This is a genomic window from Sphingomonas zeae, from assembly GCF_014197135.1.
GTDB classification, from domain to species: domain Bacteria; phylum Pseudomonadota; class Alphaproteobacteria; order Sphingomonadales; family Sphingomonadaceae; genus Sphingomonas; species Sphingomonas zeae.
Window position 1 is genome coordinate 202,270 of the sequence record NZ_JACIFA010000004.1, and the last position, 19,891, is coordinate 222,160.

Genomic DNA, 19,891 nt, shown 5'->3' on the forward strand with positions numbered 1-19,891 from the left:
AAGCGGTGGTGGAGGGGAGGCGCCACGAAGGGCAGCCTGTGCGGCAATCCTCCTCCGTCAGGGCTTTCGCCCTGCCACCTCCCCGTACCGGGGAGGATCATCCGCCCCGTTTCGTTACGCTGGGGAAAGATTCCGCTTGAACAAAGCTGCCGCTCGCGAATTGTCCTGATTGATGGAACTCGCAATGCGATCGGGGGGTAGCCAGACCGTTCCAGCCGCCCTGCGGAAGATGCGGGTCGTGGCCACCGGACTGCTGGTCGGCATGGCGGCGCTGTATCTGGTGTCGCGTGGCCTGCAGCCGGTGCATCCCGCCTGGGGCTATGTGCGATCCTTTGCCGAAGCGGCGATGGTCGGCGGTTTGGCCGACTGGTTCGCGGTGACCGCGTTGTTCCGCCATCCGCTGGGCCTCCCGATCCCGCATACCGCGATCGTGCCGCGCAACAAGGACCGCATCGGCGATACGCTCGCCCAATTCCTGCGCACCAATTTCCTGATCCCGCGCGTCGTGGCGCGGCGCATGGTGCGGCTGGACGTGGCAGGCGCCGCGGGGCGCTGGCTGGCCCAACCCCCGCAGGAGGGCGGGCGCATCCGGCGCGGAGCGTCCCGCCTGTTCGCCGAGATGCTGACCGCCTTCGATCCGCAGCGGCTGGGCGGCATGGTCAAGGCGGGGATCGGATCACGGCTGCGCGCCACCGAGGTCGCGCCGATCCTGGGCCAGTTGCTGAAGGCCAGCATCGCCGAGGGACGGCATCTACCGCTGCTGGATTCGGTGCTGCGCTGGGCGGCATCGGCGCTCGACGCCAATGAGGCGATCGTGCGCGCCATGGTGCATGAGCGGGCCGGCGCGATCCTCCGCTGGACCGGGCTGGACGAGACGCTGGCCGACAAGCTGATCGACGGGCTGCATAAGCTGCTCCACGATGTCGCCGAAGATCGCGACCATCCGCTGCGCCAGAAGATCGAGGAAGGGCTCGATCGCCTTGCCTGGGACCTGCAATATGATCCCGACATGCGCGCCAAGGTTGAGGGGATGAAGACTGAGCTGATCGCCAATCCAGCGATGCAGCGCTGGCTGGACGGCCTGTGGGAGCAGGCACGCGAGGCGCTGCTGCGGATGGCGCGCGATCCTCAGGCGGTGACGGCCGGGCGGCTGGGCGATGCGATGCGGCAGCTGGGCCAGACGCTGCAGGACAATCCCCGGCTGGCGGCGACGATCAATCGCTTCGTCCGCCGCGCGACGGTGGGCATCGCCGCCGATTATGGCGACGGCATCGTTCGCCTTGTATCGGAGACGGTGCGTGGCTGGGATGCCGATACCGTAACCTCGCGGCTGGAAAATGCGGTAGGCCGCGACCTGCAATATATCCGCATCAACGGGACACTGGTGGGTGGCAGCGTCGGCCTAGTTCTACATCTGCTGGATCGCCTGCTATGAAAACGTCACGCGCTAGTGTAATTATCGCCGCCGGTCGATTCGTCGCGGGAACGAAGCGCCTTGTCGATGCCCCCGCTTTCCCGCAAAGAGGCAGTTGATGAACGCCAAGGCCGATTATCAGCATGACGCGGCGGACGGGGGCGCCCTGCGCTTTACCGGCAGCCTGTCGCTGGCGACCCTGGGGAACCTGCCCGAGCGGCTGGATCGCGAGGATGCGGCGGTTCGGCGGATCGACCTGTCGCAGGTGGACCGGATCGACACGGTCGGTGCCTGGCTGATCCACCGTTTTGCCGCGCGCAACGACGCCGCGATCGATGGTCTGGACGAGAATCAGCGACACCTGTTCTCCAAAGTGACCGAGGCGGATCAGCCGGTCGCGATGCGCCCGCAACCCATCAGCCCGTTCTCGCGCGTTGCGGGGGAGGTCGGCGACGCGGTCGTGGCGGCGTTCCAGACGCTCTATGGTCTGCTGGGCTTCATGGGCGCGACGGTGCTGGCCGGACTGGCGGTTATCCGCCATCCGCGCCGCTTCCGGTTCAATGCGGTGGTGCATGAGTTCGAGACGGTGGGCGTTTCGGCGCTGGCGATCATCGGCCTGATGAGCTTCCTGATCGGGATCGTCATTGCGCAGCAGGGCGCGGTGCAGCTTCGCCAGTTCGGCGCCGAGGTGTTCACGATCAACCTGGTCGGTCGCCTTACGCTGCGCGAACTGGGTGTGCTGATGACCGCGATCATGGTCGCGGGTCGCTCGGGCTCGGCCTTTGCCGCGCAGATCGGCACGATGAAGCTGACCGAGGAGATCGACGCGATGCGCGTCATCGGCGTGTCGCCGATGGAATCGCTGGTCGTGCCCCGCACGCTGGCGGCGGTGACGCTGATGCCGTTGCTCGGCTTCTATTCGTCGCTGATCGCGATGATCGGCGGCTGTTTCCTGGCGGCGGTGTCGCTGGGCATCCCGCCCGTCACCTTCATCGCGCGCATTCGTGAAGTGGTTCCGATCACCGACCTGTATGTCGGCCTCATCAAGGCCCCCGTCTTCGGCGCGATCATCGCGATCGCCGGCTGTTTTCAGGGGATGCAGGTCAAGTCCGACGCCGAGCAGGTCGGCCTGCGCACCACGTCGGCGGTGGTGCAGGCGATCTTCCTGGTGATCGTGCTTGACGCGTTTTTCGCGGTCTTCTTCACCTGGATCGGATGGGATTGATGGCCGAGCAGGACGATATCCTCATCCAGGTCCGGGGCTTACGCAACAGCTTCGGCGAGCAGGTCATCCATGACGGCCTCGACCTGGACGTGCGCAAGGGCGAGATCCTAGGCGTGGTCGGCGGGTCGGGTACCGGCAAATCGGTGCTGATGCGCACGATCATCGGCCTCCAGACTCCGGACCAAGGCGAGATCACCGTGTTCGGCCAGCCGACCATCGGACGCGAGGCGACAGAGGCGATCGATGTCCGCAAGCGCTGGGGCGTGCTGTTCCAGGGCGGCGCGCTGTTCTCGACACTGACCGTGGCGGAGAATGTCGCGGTGCCGCTCCGCGAATTCTACCGCGACCTGCCCCAGGCGCTGATGGACGAGGTCGCCTCCTATAAGGTGGTGATGGCGGGCCTGCCTGCGGACGCGGGACCCAAATATCCGGCTGAGCTGTCGGGTGGCATGAAGAAGCGCGCAGGTCTTGCCCGGGCGCTGGCGCTCGACCCCGAACTCCTGTTCCTCGACGAGCCGACGGCGGGCCTCGACCCGATCGGCGCGGCGGCATTCGACCAGCTGATCGCCTCGCTCCAGAAGACGTTGGGGCTGACCGTCTTCCTCATCACTCACGACCTCGACACGCTCTATGCGATCTGCGACCGGGTGGCGGTGCTGGCGGACAAGAAGGTGATCGCGGTCGGTACGATCGACGAGTTGATTGCGCTCGACCATCCGTGGATCGAGGAATATTTCAAGGGGCCGCGCGGCCGCGCCGCTGTCGCCGCCAAGGACGAGGTTGCGGACATCCGCCCCCGTTCCGCGGACGCCGCGCGCCACCCCACCGAAGTCGAAGCCCATGCCACCGGCCAGCAAGCCCAAGGCAATGCGGCCGATGCCCATGCGAGAGGCGAAGCAGGGACACGCTGATGGAAACCCGTTCAAACCACGTCCTAGTCGGCTCTGTCGTGCTGATCCTGCTCGCAGTGCTGGCGATCTTCACCGTCTGGATCGCCCGTCTGGGCGGCACGTCGGAGAAGGAATATGACATCTTCTTCCGCCAGTCGGTGGATGGCCTGGCCAAGGGCTCGGCGGTCACTTACTCCGGCGTGCCCTCGGGCCAGGTGAAGGAAATCGCGCTGTGGCGTCCCGATCCGCAATTCGTGCGGGTCCGCGTTTCGGTCAACGAGCAGACGCCGATCCTGCAGGGCACGACCGCGTCGATCTCGGCCAGCTTCACCGGCACCAGCACCATTTCGCTGGACGGCGCGCGCAAGGGAGCGCCGCCGATCGCCTGTCCGCAGCCCGAGAATCGCACCATCTGCCCCTATGGCGTGCCGGTCATTCCGACCAAGCAGGGCGGCATCGGCGCGATCCTGAACTCCGCGCCGCAGCTGCTGGAGCGGCTGTCGACCTTGACCGAGCGGCTGACCGGCTTGCTGTCCGACCGCAACCAGGCGTCGATCTCGGGCATTCTCGACAATACCAACCGCCTTACCGACGCTCTGGCCGATCGCGGGCCGGAGATCGCCGCGACGCTGGCCCAGACCCGCGTGGCGATCCAGCAGGCTGGTGACGCGGCGCAGTCGATCGGCCAGCTGGCAACGACCACCAACGGCATCCTGGCCGAGGATGTGAAGCCGACCATCGCCAATCTGAACCGCACCATCGCTTCGGCACAGAAGAGCGCGGACACGCTGAACGCCGTGATCGGCGATGCACGGCCGGGCCTGCAGACCTTCTCGAAGCAGACCATGCCCGAGGTGGATCGTTTGGTGAAGGACCTGCGCGTGATGACCCAGTCGCTGTCGGCGGTCGCCGAAAAGGTCGACCAACAGGGTGCGGGATCGCTGATCGGGCAGCAGAAGCTGCCGGACTATAAGGGCAAGTGAGGAAGCCGATGAGGACCGTCATGAAGACTCCGCTGATCGTGATGCTCGCATCGCTTCCGCTCGCCGGCTGCATCAGCTTCGGAGCCAAACCGCCTCCCTCGCTGCTGACGCTTCAGGCGCAATCCGCGCCGAGCGTGGGGCAAACGCAGGATTCCGGGCCGGGCAAGTCGATCACCATCCAGTTGCCGTCCTCGCCACAGGAGCTGGCGACGGCGCGGGTGCCGGTGCAGGAGAATGCCACCAGCATCGCCTATGTGAAGGATGCGCAATGGGCCGAGCCGCCCGCGCGCCTGTTCGCCCGGCTGATGGCCGACACGCTGACCGCACGGGTCGGCCGCGTCGTCCTGTCGTCGCGCGATTCGATCGGTGATCCGGGCGACCGGCTGGGCGGCGAACTGCGCCAGTTCGGCATGGACGCGACCCGACGCGACGCGGTGGTGATGTTCGACGCCACGCTGCAACGCAATGGTCAGACGAACATCGAGAAGCGCCGCTTCGAGGCGCGGGTGCCGGTCGGCAAGATCGACGCCACGACCGTCGGCCCGGCGCTGAATCAGGCGGCGAACCAGGTTGCCCAGCAGGTTTCCGACTGGGTGGGTCGGTAAATACTGATCCTCCCCGCTAGCGGGGAGGGGGACCATGCGTAGCATGGTGGAGGGGGGGCGCCGCGAGGGATGACCTTTGTGGAAGCCCCCCTCCGTCAGGGCTTGCGCCCTGCCACCTCCCCGTACCGGGGAGGATTTTTAGATCGAAGCGGAACTTTCACCCTCCTGAAACGTGCGCCCTCAGGATGACGGAAATATGCCGCATCCGTCACAATTTGCGACAGAAACACACTGGACGGGGCCGTAACGGCACGGCACGTTCCCCCGCATGAAGCCTCGCGCCCGCGTCCTTCTTCTGGCCCCGGCGGCCCTTTCCGCCTGCACGGTCGGTCCCGATTACCATCCTGCCGCTCCGCAAGCGCTGGGGGTGCCCGATGCCTGGTCGGTACCCGCCGCCAACGCGCAGGCGCAGGATCTGACCCGCTGGTGGCGGTCGTTCGACGACCCGTTGCTCGCCGAACTGGTCGAGCAGGCAGTGGTCGCCAATACCGATGTCGTCCAGGCGATCGCCCGGCTGCGGCAGGCACGCGAAAGCCTGATCCAGAGCCGTGCCTCGTTGTTGCCCAACGTCTCCGGCTCCACCGGCTATCAACGCAACGAGAATCTGCGCGGCGGCGGGCGCAGCTTCACCCTGCCCGACGGCACTGTGGTCGATACCGGCGGGGGCGGCAGCAACAGCTTCACGATCGGACTGTCAGCCAGCTATCAGGTCGGCCTGTTCGGCGAAGTGCGCCGCACGGTCGAGGCCACCCGCGCGACCTATGAGGGCGCGGGGTTCAGTTATGCCGCGACGCTGCTGACCGTCGAGAGCGAACTGGCGCGCAATTACATGCTGGCGCGCGCCTATCAGGCGCAGCTCGCCAATGCGCGCGCCAGCCTGGCATTGCAGGACGACAATCTGGAGATTGCGGGCTTTCGCGTGCAGGCGGGCCTCGTCTCCTCGCTCGACGCCGAACAGGCGCGCAGCCAGCGGGCGCAGACCGCCGCGACCATCCCCTCGATCGAGCAGCAATATAATGCCGCCGTCTCGCGGTTGGGCGTGCTGACGGGGCAGGCGCCCGGCGCGGTCAAGGCGCGGCTTGCAGCGGTGAAGCCGATCCCCACCGGCCCCGCGGTGATCGGTGCGGGCATCCCCGCCGATATCTTGCGCCGCCGCCCCGATGTGCGCGCGGCCGAGCGCAATCTGGCCGCCGCGACCGCGCGGATCGGCGTGGCGCAGGCCGCGCTCTACCCTGCGCTCGCCATTTCCGGGAATATCAACACGGCGGCCACCAGCCTCGGCTCGCTGGGCGATGCGATCACCGGCAGCCTGTTCGCCGGGCTGACCCAGGCAATCTTCAACGGCGGGCGGCTGCGCAGCCAGGTGCGCAATGCCCAGGCGCTCGCCGATCAGTCCTATGCCGCCTATCAGGGTACCGTCCTGCTCGCGCTGGAGGATGTCGAGAACGCCATCGTTGCGCTCAACACCGCGCGCGAGCGGGAACGGCAATTCGCCATCCAGCTCGACGCCGCGCGCAACTCGGCGATCCTGGCGCGCAGCCAGTATCGCTCGGGCCTCACCGATTTCACCACCCTGTCGCAACAGGAGGCGGCGTTCCTGAACGCACAGAACGGGCTGGTTCAGGCCCGCTCCGACGCCGCGACCGCGCAAGTCGCGCTGTTCGCGGCGCTCGGCGGCGGATGGGACGCCACGACCACCCCCGAAGCGCCGCCGCGCCTCGCCACAACCCCGGACAACCGCTGATGGCCGACCAGACTCTCGACGATTTCCTGGGCGTGAAGCCACAGCCGCGCTGGCGCAAATGGGTGCAGTGGGGCGTGGTGATCGTCGGCGTCGTGCTGCTGGCGCTGCTGCTCAAAAGCTGTTTCGGCGGATCGAAGGAAGCGGGCTTCGCCACCGCGCCGGTGACGCGCGGCGACCTGACCGTGACCGTCTCGGCCACCGGCAAGCTGGCGCCGACCAACCAGGTGACGGTCGGCTCGCAGCTGTCGGGCCTGGTCACCAAGGTCGTGGTCGATGTGAACGACCGGGTGAAGGCGGGCGAGGCGCTGGCACTGATCGATCCTGAGCAGATCGACGACCAGATCCGCGCCGCGCAGGCGACGCTGGCCGCCAATGTCGCGCAGGTGGCGCAGGCGCGCGCGACCGTGTCGGAATCGCAGGCGCAGCTCGCGCGGCTGGAACAGGTGTATAAGCTGTCGAACGGCCGTGTGCCCTCGGCGACCGAACTTCAGGCGGGGCGTGCGGATGCCCAGCGTGCGGTCGCGGCGCTGCGTGTGGCGGAGGCCAATGTGACCGCCGCCCGCGCCCAGCTGGCGCAGTCGCAGACCCAGCGTCAGCGTGCGATCATCCGCTCGCCCGTCTCGGGCGTGGTGCTGGCGCGACAGGTAGACCCCGGTCAGACGGTCGCGGCGTCGTTCAACACGCCGACGCTGTTCGTCATCGCCGAAGACCTGACCAAGATGAAGCTGGAGGTCGCGATCGACGAAGCAGACGTTGGCGAGGTGAAGGTCGGGCAGAAGGCCGATTTCACCGTCGACGCCTTTCCGGGGCGGACCTTCCCGGCAACGATCACGCGGGTGGATCTGGGGTCGAACCTGACGGTCAGCGCGGCGACCTCTTCCACCTCCTCGACCGCCAGCGCGACGTCGACCACGGGGCAGGTGGTCAGCTATGCCGCCGACCTGACGGTCGCCAATCCCGACCTGCAACTGCGCCCCGGCATGACCGCGACCGCCGACATCGTGACGTCGGACAAGAAGAATGTCCTGCTGATCCCCAACGCGGCGCTGCGTTTCAAGCCGTCGGACGGCGCAGGGCAGGGCGGCGGTGGCATCGCAGGCTCGCTGACCTTCCGTCCGCGCCGTGACCGCGCCGCACGTACCGCGACCGTCCAGCGCGGCGCGACCCAGACCGTCTATGTGCGCGGTGCCGACGGCAAGCCGCAGCCGATCCAGATCGTCACCGGCGACACCAACGGATCAATGACCGAGGTGCTGTCGGGCGGCCTGAAGCCCGATATGCAGGTCATCACCGGCCAGCTGGCGGGCGGCGAGAGCGCGGCTCCGCGTGGTGGCGGCCAGCGGCGCCAGGGCGGAGGCCAGCAGGGTGGCGGGGGCGGTGGTGGCCGCTGACGCCCCGCTCATCCAGCTTCGCGGCGTTACCAAGACCTATGGCAGCGGCGCGACCCAGTTCCAGGCGCTGAAAGGCGTCGACCTGGACATTGCGGGCGGGGATTTCGTCGCGGTGATGGGACCTTCCGGGTCGGGCAAGTCGACGACAATGAACATATTGGGCTGTCTCGACGTGCCGAGCGGGGGCAATTTTCTGTTTCGCGGCCATCATGTCGAGACGCTCGACCGCGACCAGCGGGCGATGCTGCGGCGGCGCTATCTGGGCTTCGTGTTCCAGGGGTTCAACCTGCTGTCGCGCACCACCGCGCTGGAGAATGTCGAGCTGCCCTTGCTCTATCGCGGCGAGGACAAGCGGACCCGGCGCGAGCTGGGCATGGCGGCGCTGGAGAAGGTGGGCCTCGACAAATGGTGGGACCATACCCCCGCCGAACTGTCGGGCGGGCAGCAGCAGCGCGTGGCGATCGCGCGCGCCATCGTCACCAGCCCCGACGTCCTGCTCGCCGACGAGCCGACGGGGAATCTCGATTCCGAACGCTCGGTGGAGATCATGGAACTGTTGACCGGGCTCAACCGGGACAGCGGCATCACCGTGCTGATGGTCACGCATGAGCCCGACATGGCGGCGTTCGCGCGCACCGTCATCCATTTCAAGGATGGGTTGGTCGATCGGATCGAGGCGCAGCATCGGCCGGGTGAAGTGCCGGAAATGGGTGGGCACTGATGTTCGGCACCACGCTTCTCCTCGCGATCCGGTCGATCCGGCGGCATATGCTGCGCTCGTTCCTGACGACGCTGGGTATCATTATCGGCGTCGGCGCGGTCGTGACCATGGTGACTTTGGGCAAGGCGACGACGGCGGCGGTGCAGCAGTCGATCTCGTCACTGGGCACCAATATCCTCCAGGTCCGCCCCGGTCAGGGCTTCGGGCGCGGCGGCGGCGGTCCGCGTCCGCCCGACTTCAAACCCGAGGATGTCGAGGCGATCGCCGACCAGATCGCGGGCGTGACGGCGGTGGCGCCGCAGGCACAGACCAGTGCGACCGCCATCTATGAGGGCGCTAACTGGTCGACCACCGTCACCGGCACGACGCTGGCCTATTTCACCGTCCAACCCTGGCCCCTGGCGTCGGGCCGTTACTGGACCCCGGCCGAACAGGCCGCAGGCAAGGCGGTGTGCGTCATCGGCAATACCGTCCGCCAGAACCTCTTCCGTACCACCGAGGCGGTCGGCAAGCGCTTTCGCATCGGCGCGATCAGTTGCGACGTGGTGGGCGTGCTGACGACGCGCGGGCAGGGGGGCTTTGGCGATCAGGACGATGTCGTGCTGATGCCGATCAAGGCGGTGCAACGCCGCTTCACCGGCAGCCGCGACATCCGCCTGATGCTGGTCGGTGTCGATCAGGCCTATTCGACCTCGGCCGTGCAAGCCTCGCTGACCGATCTCTTACGCGAACGGCGCAACATTACCGGCGGCAAGGACGACGATTTCAACATCTTCGACACCAAGCAGATCAGCGACACGCTGACCAGCACGACGACGATGCTGACCCGCATCGTCGCGGCGGTGGCGGCGATCAGCCTGGTGGTTGGCGGCATCGGCATCATGAACATCATGCTGGTGTCGGTGACCGAGCGAACGCGCGAGATCGGCATCCGCCTGGCGATCGGCGCGGTGGCGCGCGAGGTGCTGTTGCAGTTCCTGGTCGAGGCGGTGGTGCTGTCCTGCCTGGGCGGGATCATCGGCCTGATCCTGGCGCAGGCGATCATCGCCTTGCTGGTGCCCGTCATGCAGGTGCCCTGGACCTTCGACCTGCAGATCAACATCATCGCCTTTGCGATTTCGGCGGTGATCGGGGTGGTTTTCGGCTATTTCCCGGCGCGGCGGGCGGCGGCGCTCAATCCGATCGATGCGCTACGCCACGAGTGATCGTCCGCTCGGGCGCGTGGACGAGTTGACGTAGTTTTTCCAGATCCTCGGGCGTGTCGATGTCGATCAACTCGGCGGGGGCGGTCACGACATGCCGCCCACCCGCAACCAGTTGGCGGCCGCCCTCGTCGCCTTCCAGCTTGAGCAGCGCCTCGAACTGGCCTGAGCCGAACACGCCCGGCGGGGTGGGGTGTTCGCCATTGCTCGACACGACGACCGAATCCGGCCCGTCAAGGGCATCGAACAGGCGATAGATATGCGCCGCCGTGACCCGCGGCATATCGGCCAGCGCGATCAGGATCGCCTGGGGTGACGCCTTCATCGCCTCGCGCACGCCCAGATGCATCGAGTGCGACATGCCCTTGGCGATGTCGTCATTGTGGATGACGCGGTAGCCGCGCGAGGCGAAGTCGAGCTGGCACCCGTCCGTCACCACGATCCGGTCGGCAAAGGGAATGCTTTCCAGCGCGGTGGTGACGTGAAATCCCACCGGCTTGCCGAGAAACTCGGCCTCCAGCTTGTTTTCCATCCCGAAGCGGCTCGACTGCCCCGCCGCCAGCAGGACCAGGACCACATCTTCAGCGTCGATCATGAAAGGCTCCTATCATCGCCGCCGCGATCGACAGCGCGATCTCGGAGGGGCCGATCGCACCGATGTCGAGGCCGACAGGACCATCGATCCGGTCGATCGCCTGGGGAGAAACGCCCATCGCGGCCAGACGCTCCCGGCGCGCGGCATGGCTGCGCCGACTGCCCAGCGCGCCGACATAGGCGGTGTCGCTGGCAAGCGCGGCGACCAGCGCGGGGTCGTCAATCTTGGTGTCGTGGCTCAGCGTCACGACGGCGGTTGCGGGGCCGGGGGCATAGGCCGCCACCGCCTCGTCGGGCCAGCGATCGTCGAGCGTGACGCCGGGGAAGCGCTCCTCGGTCAGGAAACGCGCGCGGGGGTCGATCACGACGGTGGCGATGCCGAGCGTCTGCGCCAGTTGCGCCAGGCTCTGCGCGATCTGCACCGCGCCGACGATCAGCAAGCGGCGGGGCGGATCATAGCGGTTGGCGAAGACCTCGCCGGTCTCGATCGGCCGCAGGTCGGAATGACCGGTGGTCAGGTCGGTGGTGACGGTCAGAGCGCGGCCCTGTTCGCGCGCCTCGGTGATGCGGTCGAACAACTCGGGGTCGAACCCGTCCGCCGACACCGGCTGCACCATCACCGCGATCTCGCCGCCGCAGGGCAGGCCTACTTCCCAGGCCGAGGCATCCGCCACGCCGTAGCGCTTCAGCTGGAACGGCGCGCCCGCGATGACCTCGGCAGCGGTGTGGAGGATATCGTTCTCGACACAGCCGCCCGAGACCGATCCCTCGAACCGGCCATCTTCATGGACCAGCATATGGCTGCCACGCGGACGCGGTGCCGACCCCCAGGTCGACACCACCGTCGCAATCGCCATCTTCTCGCCCCGCCATTCGCGCGCGGCGGCGAGGACACTGTCATGGTCGCTCATCAAAGCGCCGGGAGGTGATCGAGCAGCTTGTCGAGCGTCACCGGCATCTCGCGCACCCGCACGCCCGTGGCGTTGTAGATGGCGTTGACCACGGCCGGGGCCGCGCCGGAAATGCCCAGCTCGCCGATCCCCTTGGCGTGGATCGGATTGGCATGGATGTCCCGCTCATCAAGGAAATGGACTTCCAGCTGGGGGACATCGGCATTCACCGGCACATGATATTCGGCCAGATCGTGATTCACCAGCTTGCCGGTGCGCGGGTCGTGGATCAGTTCCTCGGTCAGCGCGGTGCCGATGCCGAAGGTCATGCCGCCCAGGCATTGCGAGCGCGCCGTCTTGGCGTTGAGCACGCGCCCCGCCGCGAACACGCCCAGCATCCGCCGCACGCGCACCTCGCCGGTAACGACATTGACCCCGACCTCCGCGAAATGCGCGCCATAGCTGGCCTGGTTGAACTGCTTTTCCTGTTGGCCCGGCTGGATCTCGCCGATCGCGGACAGGCCGTCTTGGCCGACCAGCTCGCCAAGCGGCACCGAGCGATTGTCGCCGATCGCCATGCCGTCCTTCAGGGTCAGGTCGTCTGCCTTGACGCCCATCGCCTTGGCCAGCTTCTCGCGCACGCGTTCCGCCGCCAGATAGACCGCCGAGCCGGCCGAGGCCGCGCCCCAGGACCCGCCCGAGCCCGCCGCGGGGGGATCGTTGGTGTCGCCCAGCGCCATCGTCACCTTCTCGACCGGCAAGCCCAGGATTTCTGCGGCGATCTGCGCCATGATCGTATAGCTGCCCGTGCCGATGTCGGTCATCGCCGAGGATACGGTCGCGCTGCCGTCCGGGTGGAGTTCGACCTTGGCGGCCGACTGCTGCAACTGGTTGGAACGGCACGCGGCGGCGACGCCCATGCCGATCAACCAGTCGCCTTCGCGCCGCTGGCCCGGGGCCTGGCGCTTATCCCAGCCAAAATGCCTGGCGCCTTCCTCCAGCGAGCGGGTCAGGCTGCGGGACGAATAGGGCAGGCCCTGTTCGGGATCTCGTTCGGGATCATTGACCTTGCGCAAGGCAATGGGGTCCATGCCGATCGCCTCGGCCAGCTCGTCCATCGCGCATTCCATGCCGACCATGCCGACCGCCTCGCCGGGCGCGCGCATCGAGCCCGACAGCGTCCAGTTCAGCCGCACCACGTCATGATTGATCCGGCGATTCTCACCCGCGTACAGAAAATGCGTGCCGATCCCGACGGGCTCGAAAAAGTCCTCGTCAGGCAGGTTGGAGGTGATCGATTCATGGCCCAGCGCGACGATCCGGCCGCCCGCTTCGGTGCCGAGCCGCATCCGCTGCTCGGTGTTGGAACGGCGGACGGTGGCGTCAAACACCTGCTGGCGCAGCATCACCGCCTTGACCGGGCGGCCCAGCTGCTTGGCGGCGATGGCGGCGGCGACGCTCTCGGGCGCGATGCCTAGCTTCGAGCCGAAGCCGCCACCGATATAGCGCGAGATGATCCGCACCTTGGACTGGGCAACGCCCAGCGCCTTGGCGAGCTGCTGAGCGTCCGAGGTCGGCATTTGGTAGGCGCCGTACAGCGTCAGCGCGCCGTCTTCCCATACCGCGATCGAGGCATGCGGCTCCATCGCGGCGGAGTTCTGGCTGGGGGTGGTGTAGGTGACATCGACCTTGACCGCCGCATTGTCGAACGCCTTGTCGAAATCGCCCTGATCGTAATGGCCCTTGATGAGGCCATCGGGGGCGGGTTCGGCCTTGTCCTTGTTCGCCTCATAGTCGAACGCGCCGTCGTCGAGCGGCTCATACTCGACCTTCAGCTGCTTGGCGGCGTCGCGGGCGACCTCGAAGCTCTCGGCGACGACGATCGCGATGATCTCGCCGAAATAGTCGACGGTGCGCACGCCTTGCGTCGGGGCTTCGGTTTCGCCGCCCTGCTGCGAATTGCGGATGAAGGTGTCGTAGTCGGTGATGACGTCGATCACGCCGGGGATCGCCTTCACCGCATCGGCGTCGATCGCCTTGATCTTCGCATGACCCTTGGTCGCGCTCACGAGGACGCCATGCGCGCAGTTCTCGATGGCGTATTCTGCGGCATAGGTGGCGGTGCCCGTCACCTTTTTCGGCCCGTCCACCCGGTCGAGTGGTTTGGAAATCACCCCCTGCACGCCCGTGTCGAGCAGGCTGTCGGGATGCGGCTGGTTCATGGTCAGCGCGTTCGTGTCGTCCTTGCCGGATCCGAACATGGGATCAGCCCTCCTGCGTCAGTTCACGGAGCGTCGCGACCAATGTGCGACGCGTCAGCGGAATCTTGAAGTCGTTCGAGCCATAGCCCCTGGCGTCCGCCAACAGCACGTCAGTGGCGGCATTGAATACGGCGTCGGATGGCTCTTGCCCGACCAGCGCGGCCTCCACCGCCTCGTTGCGCCACGGCATCGGCCCCAAGCCGCCAAAGGCGAGCCGCGCGGAGGTGATCTTGCCTCCCGCGACGGCGACGATCCCCGCGACCGAGACCAGGGCAAAGGCATAGGACGCCCGGTCGCGAACCTTGCGATAGGTCTGGCGGCCTTCCGGCGCGGGGGGAAGCTCGACATGGGTGATGAGCTCGCCCCGCTCCAGGACGTTCTCGATCTCGGGCGTCTCACCCGGCAGACGGTAGAATTCGCCGATGGCGATCCGGCGGCGGTCGCCGTCGGGCTTCTGGGTGATGATGACCGCCTCTAGCGCGCGCATCGCGACGGCCATGTCGCTGGGATGCGTGGCGATACACTGGTCGGAGGTGCCGAGGATGGCGAGGATGCGGTTCTCCCCCCCGATCGCCGAACAGCCGCTGCCCGGTTCGCGCTTGTTGCAGGGGGTGGCGGGGTCGTAGAAATAATAGCAGCGGGTCCGCTGGAGCAGGTTGCCCCCGGTCGACGCCTTGTTGCGCAGCTGGCCCGAGGCCCCCGCCAGCAGCGCGCGCGACAGGATGGGATAGCCCTCGATGATACGGGGATCGGCCGCCAGATCGCTATTGGGCACCAGCGCGCCGATGGTCAGGCCGCCATCCTCACGCTCCTCGATATCGGCCAGGGGCAGTCGACTGATGTCGACCAGCGTTTCGGGCGTCTCGACCTGCAATTTCATCAGGTCGAGCAGGTTGGTGCCCCCGGCGATGAAGCGCGCGCCCGGCATAGCGCCATCGCGGGTGGCGGTGCCGATCGAATCGGCGCGGGCATAGTCGAACAGCCTCATGCTGCGACCTCCTTGCCGACATCCTCATTGGGATTGCGGTCGCCTTGGCCCGCGACTTCGCGGATCGCATCGATGATGTTGGGATAGGCGGCGCAGCGGCACAGATTGCCGCTCATCCGCTCGGAGATTTCCTCGACGGTCAGTTCGGCCGAGCCGAGGTCCTCGGTGACATGGCTGGGCCACCCCTTCTTCACCTCGTCAAGCATCCCGACGGCCGAGCAGATCTGCCCGGGCGTGCAGTAACCACATTGGAAGCCGTCATGCCGCACAAAGGCGTCCTGCAAGGGATGGAGATTGCCCGGCTGACCCAGCCCCTCGATCGTCGTGATCTCATCGTCCTGATGCATCACCGCCAGGGTCAGGCAGCTATTTACCCGCCGCCCGTCCACCAGCATCGTGCACGCGCCGCACTGGCCGTGATCACAGCCCTTCTTGGACCCCGTCAGTCCCAGATGCTCGCGACATAGATCGAGCAGCGAGGTTCGGACATCGACCTCGATGTCATGCGATTGACCATTGATTGTGAAATGCATCGCGCCATCCCCTTGGGATTACAATTGGATGAACAAACGCCATGCTTTCCGCACGTTTCCCGTTGCGAACCACTCTCATTGCCGTCGCGCTGGTCATGGGGCAGGGTGAGGCCATGTCCGCCGAACCGAACAAGCCGCTATCGTCCCCGATCGTCATCGCGCATCGCGGCGCCAGCGGAGAGCGCCCCGAACACACGCTGGCCGCCTATGATCTGGCGATCCGCGAAGGGGCGGACGTGATCGAGCCCGATCTGGTGCCGACCCGTGACGGCTATCTCGTCGCACGCCACGAGAACGAGATATCGGGGACGACCGACGTTGCCGCCCACCCGGAGTTCGCCGATCGCAAGACGACCAAGACGATCGACGGACAGCAGGAGACCGGCTGGTTCACCGAGGATTTCACGCTGGCCGAGTTGAAGACGCTTCGTGCGCGGGAGCGCCTGCCGCAGCTTCGCTCGACCGCCTATGACGGGCAGTTCCAGATACCCACGCTGGACGAGATCATCACGCTCGCCAAGCAGCGGTCGAAGGAAACCGGGCGGACCATCGCCATCTATCCCGAAACCAAGCACCCGACCTATTTCGCGTCGATCGGCAAGGGCACCGATGCGCCGCTCGTCGCCGCGCTCGACAAGGCCGGGTGGAAGACGGCGGACGCGCCGGTCTTCATCCAGTCGTTCGAGGTGAACAATCTCAAGCATCTGAAGACGATGACCGGCATCCGCCTGATCCAGCTGGTCGCGGGCGAGGGCGGTCCGGCGGACGATGCCGCGCCCAGCTACGGCGCGATGATGACGCCTGCGGGGCTGGAACAGGTGGCGACCTATGCCTGGGGGATCGGGCCGGACAAGGCGATGCTGTGGAACGGCGACGCGCCCACCACGCTGGTCGCCGATGCGCACCGTGCGAGACTGCGCGTCCATCCCTGGACCTATCGGGCGGAGAATTATTTCGTCCGCCCCGCCTTCCGCCGTGGTGCCGATCCCAAGGCGCATGGCGATGTCGCGGGCGAAATTCGCGCCGCGCTCGGTCAGGGCATCGACGGATTCTTCACCGATTTCCCGCAAATCGGGGTAGATACGCGCAACGCCGTCGTGCGCGCCCGCTGAAAGACCCCGTATCCATGCGTAACCTCGTCCTGAAACTCGCCGTGCTGACCCTGCCGCTGACGACCGGAGGCTGCGTCAAGACGGTGGCCAGCGTGGTGAAGGCGCCGTTCCAGGCAGCGGGGCAGGTGGTCGACTGGACCACGACCAGCCAGGACGAGGCGGATCGCAATTACGGCCGCAAGATGCGCAAGAAGGAAGCGCGCGAGGGGCGCGAGCGTCGCGAATATGAAAAACAGTGCCGCAAGCATCCCGAGCAGTGTCAGGGTCAGAACCCGTATCAGGGCCAGCCGCAGGGCTATGACGGCTATCGCGCCGCCAATGACTGACCAGTGACGCGCGGCCATCCCGCGAGAATGGTCGCCACGGCCGCCAGCACCTGTGGCCGGTGCTGGACCCATAAGTGGCTGCAGCGGACTTCGACCGCCGGGTCGTGTCGTCGCGGCAGATCACGCCCGCGACCAGCCCGTCGCTGCGGCTCCAGATCGCCGCCGAGGGGCAGGGCAGCGGCCCGGCGATCGCCGCCGACCGCATGACGACGGCGGGATCGTCCACCCGCTCGCCGGTCAACCGTTCGAACAGGCGCCAGACATTGGTGGCGCGGGCCGGCCCCGCATAGGGCGAGGAAATGGTGATGACGCCCGCGACCAGGTCGGGCCGCGCCTGCGCCACCATCCGCGCCATGATCCCGCCCAGGCTGACGCCGACCAGTGTTACCGGGCCATGGCTCGCCAGCGACTCGATACGCGCGATCAGATGCCCGGCATCCAGCCCGACGCTGCGCACTCCCAGATTGCGGCCCAGGCCCCAGTCATGAACGCGGTACCCCTTGCTGGTCAGATAGCGGCGAAGCACAATGTTGGACCGGTCGCTGTTGAACAGCCCGGGCAGCAGCATCACCGTCCGCCCGTCTCCTGCCGGGGCAGCGGCCAGGGCCGCGCGGTGCCGCCACCAGGTTGCGCCCATCCACAGCGCGCGCGGCAGTTCGGCGGCCCAGAGCGCCTTGGACGGCGGTGGGATCACAGCCATGTCATCACCGTCCAGGGAAAGGGCGTCCACCACCCCATCCGCACCCCGGCCGCCGCCAGCGCATCGCCGGTCCAGCTATTGCACGTATGGCGTGCGCTGTACCGCCCCGTCGCCTCGTAAAAGGCGTCATATACGTCATAGCCGGAATAATGCGGCGCGCCCCGTCGCCAACTCGACTGGATGAATGCGACCATCCGCCGATAGGCTTGCGGCGACAGGCGGACCATTCGCACATCGTTGCCATTGGCACGGGGCAGCGGCAGATGATCGACATGGATCAGCGTCCGGTCGCTGCCCAGCGCCGCGCGTAGGATCGTCCCCGGCCGTACGTCGCGCCAATGCGGCGTCTCGCGAAAAAAGCCCGCCTCGCCCCAACCGATGGCGAGGAAGGGAAAACCCGCATAGCGCGGATCGCGCAGATCCTGTGGCCGCGCCCAGTCGCGCCAGTCCACGCCCGCCGCCTGTTTCGGCACGATGATCGCGGTGTGGATTGCGCTCGACTCGACGAAGATGGTGACGGCGTCCGGTCCTGCGGCGGGCATCGCCACGGTCTCACGCGGGATCGTGCCGAGCGCCAGCCCCAAGCCCATATAGGCGAACAGGATCAGGCCGATAACGGCGAGCAACCCCCTTGCAACCCGCCCAAGGCGTCGCCACGATATGGTTTCATTTGTCACCATCAACATGATAGGCTCCGCGAATGGCACAGGATACCCATGTTCTCGCCGCCCCGCCTGAAGGCGCCGGAGCCGACTGGACCATCCCGCAGGGCTGGGAACATTATACGGCGGAGGAGCATGCGACCTGGGATACGCTGTTCGCGCGTCAATCCAAGCTGCTGCCGGGCCGTGCGTCGGAGGCGTATCTGCGGGGCCTCGACGTGCTCAAGCTCTCGCGGCCGGGCATTCCTGATTTCGAGGAGCTGTCCGAGCGGTTGATGAAGCTGACCGGGTGGCAGGTGGTAGCGGTGCCGGGGCTGGTGCCGGATGACGTGTTCTTCGACCATATGGCCAATCGCCGCTTCGTGGCGGGCAATTTCATCCGGCGGCCCGACCAGCTTGACTATCTTCAGGAGCCGGACGTCTTTCATGACGTGTTCGGCCATGTGCCGATGCTCGCCGATCCGGTCTTCGCCGACTATCTCGCCGCCTATGGGCGCGGTGGCCAGCGCGCGCTGGGCATGGATGCGCTCAAATATCTCGGACGGCTTTACTGGTACACGGTCGAGTTCGGGCTGGTGCGCGAGGATGGCGATCTGCGCATCTATGGCGCGGGGATCGTGTCGAGCTATTCGGAAAGCCGTTTTGCGTTGGAGGATCCGAGCCCCAACCGGATCGGCTTCGACCTCGCCCGCGTCATGCGGACGGAATATCGGATCGACGATTTCCAGCAGAACTACTTCGTGATCCCGAGTTACGAGGAATTGCTGCGCACCACGCTGGAGACGGATTTTGCGCCGCTTTATGCGGAGATCAAGGCGCTGCCCGACATCCCGGTGGCGGCGATCGTGGAGGGTGATGAGGTGCTGACCCGCGGCACGCAGGATTATGCACGGGCTAAGGTCGCTCCCTGAAGGCGGTGCGCTGGGCCGAAGGGGACACGGAACCTTCCCCGGCGCCCCCGGTTCGCAGCCCCATGCACGACCATCCCAACAACGCGGTGAACTACCCGCTGCTCGCCCGCCCGCACATCCAGCTGTACGGCACAGTGGATGAAGTGATGTATGCGAGGTTCAACGACCAACTCGCGGCAGCTCCCGCCGACGGTCCGCTGGTCGTGTCGATCACCACGCTGGGCGGCGATCCGGAAATGGCGCGCGCGATGGGCGACTCGATCCGGCTGTTGCGGGACCATACCGGTCGTGAGACGTTGTTTCTGGGCAAGGTCGCGGTCTATTCGGCCGGGGCGACCTTCATGTCGGCCTTTCCGGTCGAAACCCGTTTCCTGACGCGCGGCACCCGATTGATGCTGCACGAGCGGCAGATGAGTGGCAGCATCGACCTGTCCGGCCCGCTCACCAACCTGCCCGTCGTGCTCAGGGCCAAGCTGCACGAAATCGAGCAATCCGTCCTGATCCAGGAAGAGGGGTTCCGCGCCATCGTCAACGGATCGAAGGTCAGCTTCGAGACGCTTCGGGAAAAGGCGCGCAGCAACTGGTATATCGACGCCGAGGAGGCGCATGAGCTGGGCCTCGTGCTTGATGTGATCTGAGCCAGCGCCTAAATCGGTCAAGACATTTGCGACAAGCGTCCCTGTCATGTATCGGCGGGGTCGATCCTTTGCCGACAGCCTGTCGGCCCATCCAGCGGGTT

20 protein-coding genes and 1 pseudogene are annotated in these 19,891 nt (G+C 66.7%); 14 read left to right on the forward strand and 7 right to left on the reverse strand.

The window, feature by feature from the left end; genetic code table 11:
- The first annotated feature begins 229 nt into the window (after positions 1-229).
- The 9 genes from GGR45_RS08005 to GGR45_RS08045 all read left to right on the forward strand — a co-directional run bounded on the left by GGR45_RS08005 (position 230) and on the right by GGR45_RS08045 (position 10,178).
- Positions 230-1,435, forward strand: a complete 1,206-nt coding sequence (locus GGR45_RS08005; protein WP_175311789.1) for a DUF445 domain-containing protein — start codon at positions 230-232, stop codon at positions 1,433-1,435.
- A gap of 97 nt (positions 1,436-1,532) precedes the next feature.
- A complete protein-coding gene (locus tag GGR45_RS08010; protein WP_175311618.1) occupies positions 1,533-2,639 on the forward strand; it encodes an ABC transporter permease in 1,107 nt (368 codons plus the stop codon).
- On the forward strand, positions 2,639-3,550 hold the full coding sequence (locus GGR45_RS08015) for an ABC transporter ATP-binding protein (protein ID WP_175311617.1): 912 nt from the start codon (positions 2,639-2,641) through the stop codon (positions 3,548-3,550). The genes GGR45_RS08010 and GGR45_RS08015 overlap by 1 nt, the downstream gene beginning before the upstream one ends.
- Positions 3,550-4,512, forward strand: coding sequence for an MlaD family protein (locus GGR45_RS08020; RefSeq protein WP_175311616.1), 963 nt, complete (start codon positions 3,550-3,552; stop codon positions 4,510-4,512). Before GGR45_RS08015 ends, GGR45_RS08020 begins: the two co-directional genes overlap by 1 nt.
- Before the next feature lie 20 nt (positions 4,513-4,532).
- Entirely contained in the window at positions 4,533-5,117 is a 585-nt protein-coding gene (locus tag GGR45_RS08025) for an ABC-type transport auxiliary lipoprotein family protein (protein WP_175311615.1), read from the forward strand.
- 268 nt (positions 5,118-5,385) lie between these two features.
- Positions 5,386-6,861 (forward strand): efflux transporter outer membrane subunit, encoded by a 1,476-nt coding sequence (locus GGR45_RS08030; protein WP_175311614.1) that lies wholly within the window; start codon positions 5,386-5,388, stop codon positions 6,859-6,861.
- Positions 6,861-8,252: an efflux RND transporter periplasmic adaptor subunit gene (locus GGR45_RS08035; protein ID WP_175311613.1), complete on the forward strand. Its 1,392-nt coding sequence runs from the start codon at positions 6,861-6,863 to the stop codon at positions 8,250-8,252. Before GGR45_RS08030 ends, GGR45_RS08035 begins: the two co-directional genes overlap by 1 nt.
- Entirely contained in the window at positions 8,242-8,973 is a 732-nt protein-coding gene (locus GGR45_RS08040; protein WP_175311612.1) for an ABC transporter ATP-binding protein, read from the forward strand. The genes GGR45_RS08035 and GGR45_RS08040 overlap by 11 nt, the downstream gene beginning before the upstream one ends.
- Positions 8,973-10,178: an ABC transporter permease gene (locus GGR45_RS08045; protein WP_175311611.1), complete on the forward strand. Its 1,206-nt coding sequence runs from the start codon at positions 8,973-8,975 to the stop codon at positions 10,176-10,178. Before GGR45_RS08040 ends, GGR45_RS08045 begins: the two co-directional genes overlap by 1 nt.
- Here GGR45_RS08045 and GGR45_RS08050 read toward each other — a convergent pair.
- From GGR45_RS08050 to GGR45_RS08070, 5 genes are read right to left on the reverse strand one after another with little or no spacing between them, the layout of a single operon-like run.
- Positions 10,147-10,770, reverse strand: a complete 624-nt coding sequence (locus GGR45_RS08050) for a nucleotidyltransferase family protein (RefSeq protein WP_175311610.1) — start codon at positions 10,768-10,770, stop codon at positions 10,147-10,149. The genes GGR45_RS08045 and GGR45_RS08050 overlap by 32 nt on opposite strands.
- The gene (locus GGR45_RS08055; protein WP_175311609.1) at positions 10,757-11,680 is read right to left on the reverse strand and encodes an XdhC family protein; all 924 of its coding nucleotides are present in this window, start codon (positions 11,678-11,680) and stop codon (positions 10,757-10,759) included. The genes GGR45_RS08050 and GGR45_RS08055 overlap by 14 nt, the downstream gene beginning before the upstream one ends.
- Entirely contained in the window at positions 11,680-13,920 is a 2,241-nt protein-coding gene (locus GGR45_RS08060; protein ID WP_175311608.1) for a xanthine dehydrogenase family protein molybdopterin-binding subunit, read from the reverse strand. The genes GGR45_RS08055 and GGR45_RS08060 overlap by 1 nt, the downstream gene beginning before the upstream one ends.
- Positions 13,921-13,924: 4 nt before the next feature.
- Positions 13,925-14,908: an FAD binding domain-containing protein gene (locus GGR45_RS08065; RefSeq protein WP_175311607.1), complete on the reverse strand. Its 984-nt coding sequence runs from the start codon at positions 14,906-14,908 to the stop codon at positions 13,925-13,927.
- A complete protein-coding gene (locus GGR45_RS08070; protein ID WP_175311606.1) occupies positions 14,905-15,441 on the reverse strand; it encodes a 2Fe-2S iron-sulfur cluster-binding protein in 537 nt (178 codons plus the stop codon). The genes GGR45_RS08065 and GGR45_RS08070 overlap by 4 nt, the downstream gene beginning before the upstream one ends.
- A 113-nt stretch (positions 15,442-15,554) precedes the next feature.
- Here GGR45_RS08070 and GGR45_RS08075 point away from each other — a divergent pair, with 113 nt between their 5' ends.
- The 3 genes from GGR45_RS08075 to GGR45_RS08085 all read left to right on the forward strand — a co-directional run bounded on the left by GGR45_RS08075 (position 15,555) and on the right by GGR45_RS08085 (position 17,169).
- Positions 15,555-16,553 carry a glycerophosphodiester phosphodiesterase gene (locus GGR45_RS08075; RefSeq protein WP_175311788.1) on the forward strand — a complete coding sequence of 333 codons (999 nt, stop codon included), beginning with the start codon at positions 15,555-15,557 and terminating at the stop codon, positions 16,551-16,553.
- Positions 16,554-16,567: 14 nt separating this feature from the next.
- Entirely contained in the window at positions 16,568-16,879 is a 312-nt protein-coding gene (locus GGR45_RS08080; RefSeq protein ID WP_175311605.1) for a hypothetical protein, read from the forward strand.
- Positions 16,880-16,953: 74 nt separating this feature from the next.
- Complete coding sequence (locus tag GGR45_RS08085) at positions 16,954-17,169, forward strand: hypothetical protein (RefSeq protein ID WP_175311604.1); 216 nt, start codon at positions 16,954-16,956, stop codon at positions 17,167-17,169.
- Positions 17,170-17,219: 50 nt separating this feature from the next.
- Here the strand turns inward: GGR45_RS08085 and GGR45_RS19900 are convergent.
- Positions 17,220-17,579, reverse strand: a pseudogene (locus GGR45_RS19900) (esterase/lipase family protein); the annotation flags it as partial.
- On the reverse strand, positions 17,570-18,205 hold the full coding sequence (locus tag GGR45_RS08090) for a TIGR02117 family protein (protein ID WP_246358114.1): 636 nt from the start codon (positions 18,203-18,205) through the stop codon (positions 17,570-17,572). The pseudogene GGR45_RS19900 and the gene GGR45_RS08090, both read right to left, overlap by 10 nt.
- 74 nt (positions 18,206-18,279) lie before the next feature.
- Between GGR45_RS08090 and phhA the strand changes: the two genes are divergently transcribed.
- Positions 18,280-19,152, forward strand: coding sequence for a phenylalanine 4-monooxygenase (gene phhA / locus GGR45_RS08095; protein ID WP_175311602.1), 873 nt, complete (start codon positions 18,280-18,282; stop codon positions 19,150-19,152).
- Positions 19,153-19,214: 62 nt separating this feature from the next.
- A complete protein-coding gene (locus tag GGR45_RS08100; RefSeq protein ID WP_175311601.1) occupies positions 19,215-19,790 on the forward strand; it encodes a ClpP family protease in 576 nt (191 codons plus the stop codon).
- The last annotated feature ends 101 nt before the right edge of the window (positions 19,791-19,891 follow it).